Source organism: Immundisolibacter sp., from assembly GCF_028696615.1.
Lineage (GTDB): Bacteria > Pseudomonadota > Gammaproteobacteria > Immundisolibacterales > Immundisolibacteraceae > Immundisolibacter.
This window is the reverse complement of the sequence record NZ_JAQVGQ010000299.1, coordinates 1-2768: the sequence shown is the minus strand read 5'-3', so window position 1 is coordinate 2768 and position 2768 is coordinate 1. Positions and strand designations below refer to the sequence as shown.

The following is a 2768-nucleotide window of genomic DNA, read 5'->3' as shown; positions in this document are numbered from 1 at the left end:
GCCAGCCGATGATGCGCAGCTACGCCAACCTGGTGGTGCCGCAGGAGTCGATCAACGGCGACGACGTCAAGGAGCGCCTGCGCGGTGGCGGGTTCCACTTCTACGCTGGCGGCTTTCTGAACCAGATGAAGGACTACACCTTCGAGTCGGTGTTGCGAAACGACATCGCGTTCGCCGGCACGCCCAAACAATTCATCGACTGGATCGGCCGCTTCCGCGAGACGTATTACGACTTCCAGGAGCTGGCGGTGATGGCCGACTTCGGCGGGCAGGCCGAATGGCAGGTGGCGCGCACGCTGCAGCTGTTCGCGCGCGACGTGATGCCGGCGCTGCGTTGAGCGCCCGTTGGAGGAGGAAACAGCGATGACCGAGACGACCTGGCCGACCGAGTTCAAGGACCTGCAGCGCTTCGCGCCGTGGGCGCTGGCGACCGAAAACGCCCGTATGCGCAAGCGCCTGGCCTCCAGCATCGCCGAGTTGACCGACTTATACAGCGCGCTGCTGCCGCGCATGCAGGCGTTGGCCGAGCATCTGGCGCGCTGGCCGCTCGAGCAACTGCCGGCCGAGCAAAAACCGTTGCTGTATCTCGGCCTCATGTTCATGGAGGCGGCGGTGTGCGTGGAGCTGTTCAAGGACCCCGATGTGCCGGAGAGTCTGTCGGCCGATCACATCGAGGTGCTGTCCGAAACCATGGAGCGCCGCTTGCTGGCGGCCTGACCGGCATGGCCGCAACATTCGGGAGGAGAACACGGTGGCACAGGTAACGCGCGGATGGCGACTGGTGGCGGCAGCGACCGCGGCCGTGGCGATGGCCGCCTGTGGCAGAGGCGGCGAGCAGGCCCAGCAGGCGGCCAGCGCCGGCGCGCCGGCCGGTGCTGCCGCGCCATCGACGCCGGCGACAGCGCCGCCGCAGGCGGTAGCGCCGGCTGCCCCCGCGGTGCCGGCCCCCTCCTCGCAGGCCGCAGCGGCCGACGGCCTGCCGCCGCAGAGCGCTATCGTGCAGTACGCCCAGGCCGGCCTGCCGGACACGCTGATCAAGGACGGCTGCTATTCCTGCCACGACGTCAATGGCGCCCGCATCGGCCCGCCGCTGCGCGCGGTGGCGGGGCTGTACCGCAATGACCCGCAGGCGATCGACAAGCTCACGCAGAAGATCATCCACGGCGGCGGCGGCGTGTGGGGTCCGACGCCGATGATCGCGCACCCGCAGCTCGACGAAGCCCAGGCGCGGGCCATGGTCGAGGCCATACTCAAGCTTCAGTAGTAACCGATTGCGCGCCGACCGGGCGCCGCGGGTGCCCGGTCGGCGTGCGTGTTTTCGATTCAAGTAGGTTCCATGACTGCCGCGCGCGCCGGCCATTACGATGCCGCCACCGTCGAGGCGTTCTTCAATCCCAAGGTAGTGGCCGTGATTGGCGCCTCGCCGGACACCCTGTGGTCGCGCCAGCTGCTGGAGGGCATGCGCAGCCACGGTTTCCAGGGCCGCGTGTACGTGGTCAATCCGTCGCGAAGCTCCGTGCTGGGTTACCAGTCCTTCAAGTCGGTGGCCGACCTGCCGGAAACGCCGGACATCGCCGCCATCCTGCTCGGCGCCAAGCACGTGCCGGCCATGCTGGACCAGGTCGCCGCCACCGGTTGCCGGGCGGCCTACATCCTCGCCGCCGGGTTCGAGAAGCCGCACCAGTTGGCGGCGCTGCGCGCGCACGCCGAAAAGCTCGGTCTGGTCATCATCGGCCCCAACTGCAACGGTTACATCAACGCCGGTGCGGGTCTGCATCTGTGGACCGGGCCGATCAACCGCCCGTACCGGCACGGCACGGTGGCGCTGCTCGGGCAGTCGAGTGGCGTGCTGGGCGCGCTGTGCTGCCTGACCTGGGACCGCGGGCTTGGCATCAGTTTTCAGATTTCGACCGGCAACCAGGTCAACTTCGCCCTCACCGACGCGCTGAACTTTCTCGCCACCAACGCCGACACGCGGGTGGTGGTGACCTACGTGGAGCAGTTCGGCGACTACCCGCACTTCGTGGAAGCGGTGCAGAAGTGCCGCGCCAACAACACGCCGGTGATCGTGGTGGCGGTCGGCCGCTCGGAGGCCGGGCGCGGTGCGGCGCTCGGTCATACGGGCGCCATCACCACCACCGGTGCGGTGACGCGGGCGGCCATCGAGGCCGCCGGCGCCATTCCGGCCGACACGCTGGACGAGGCGCTCGATCGCGCCTCGGTGTTCGCCGTGACGCCGCCGCGCGCCTGGCGGCCGGTGCGCACCGCTGGCCTGATCAGCATCTCCGGCGGCTGGTCGGCGTTGATGGGCGACTACTTCGCCGACGAGGGCATCGCCACCCCGCCGCTGCCGGAAAGCGTCACCAGCCTGCTGCCGGACTGGGTCGAGAACGTCACCTTCAACAATCCGTTCGACATCACGGCGCAGATCTACGGTTTCGCCGAGGTCTACTACCAGATGGCCGACGAGATGATCAAACACGACGGCTTCGACGCCGTGTCGATCATGTTCGGCAACTGGGACGGCGGCGAGCGTTTCTACGCGCCGGTCGCCACCTGGCAGGGCCGCATCCAAAAGCCCATCCTCGCCGGTTGCATCGAGACCAGCGCGCTCAAGGACAGCTACCGGCAGTGGCTGGACACCGACCCCATGCCGAACGTGCAGGGCGGGCAGGCGCTGGCGCGGGGCCTGGCCGCCATGCGCGACTACTTCGACCGACCGGGCTATTTGCCGCAGGGCTGGTGCCGCGATGAGGCCAAGCCGTGGA

Annotated in this window: 3 protein-coding genes and 1 pseudogene; all 4 read left to right on the top strand. The window is 68.6% G+C overall.

What is annotated here, in order from left to right; genetic code table 11:
• A pseudogene (locus PHC73_RS13490) lies at positions 1 to 338 on the top strand (hypothetical protein); the annotation flags it as partial.
• A 25-nt stretch (positions 339 to 363) separates the two neighbouring features.
• The gene (locus PHC73_RS13485; RefSeq protein ID WP_300129290.1) at positions 364 to 717 is read left to right on the top strand and encodes a hypothetical protein; all 354 of its coding nucleotides are present in this window, start codon (positions 364 to 366) and stop codon (positions 715 to 717) included.
• A 34-nt stretch (positions 718 to 751) separates the two neighbouring features.
• On the top strand, positions 752 to 1264 hold the full coding sequence (locus PHC73_RS13480) for a c-type cytochrome (protein WP_300129288.1): 513 nt from the start codon (positions 752 to 754) through the stop codon (positions 1262 to 1264).
• 72 nt (positions 1265 to 1336) lie between these two features.
• Positions 1337 to 2768 (top strand): CoA-binding protein (locus PHC73_RS13475; protein WP_300129286.1); only part of this gene is annotated, 1432 nt, incomplete at its 3' end.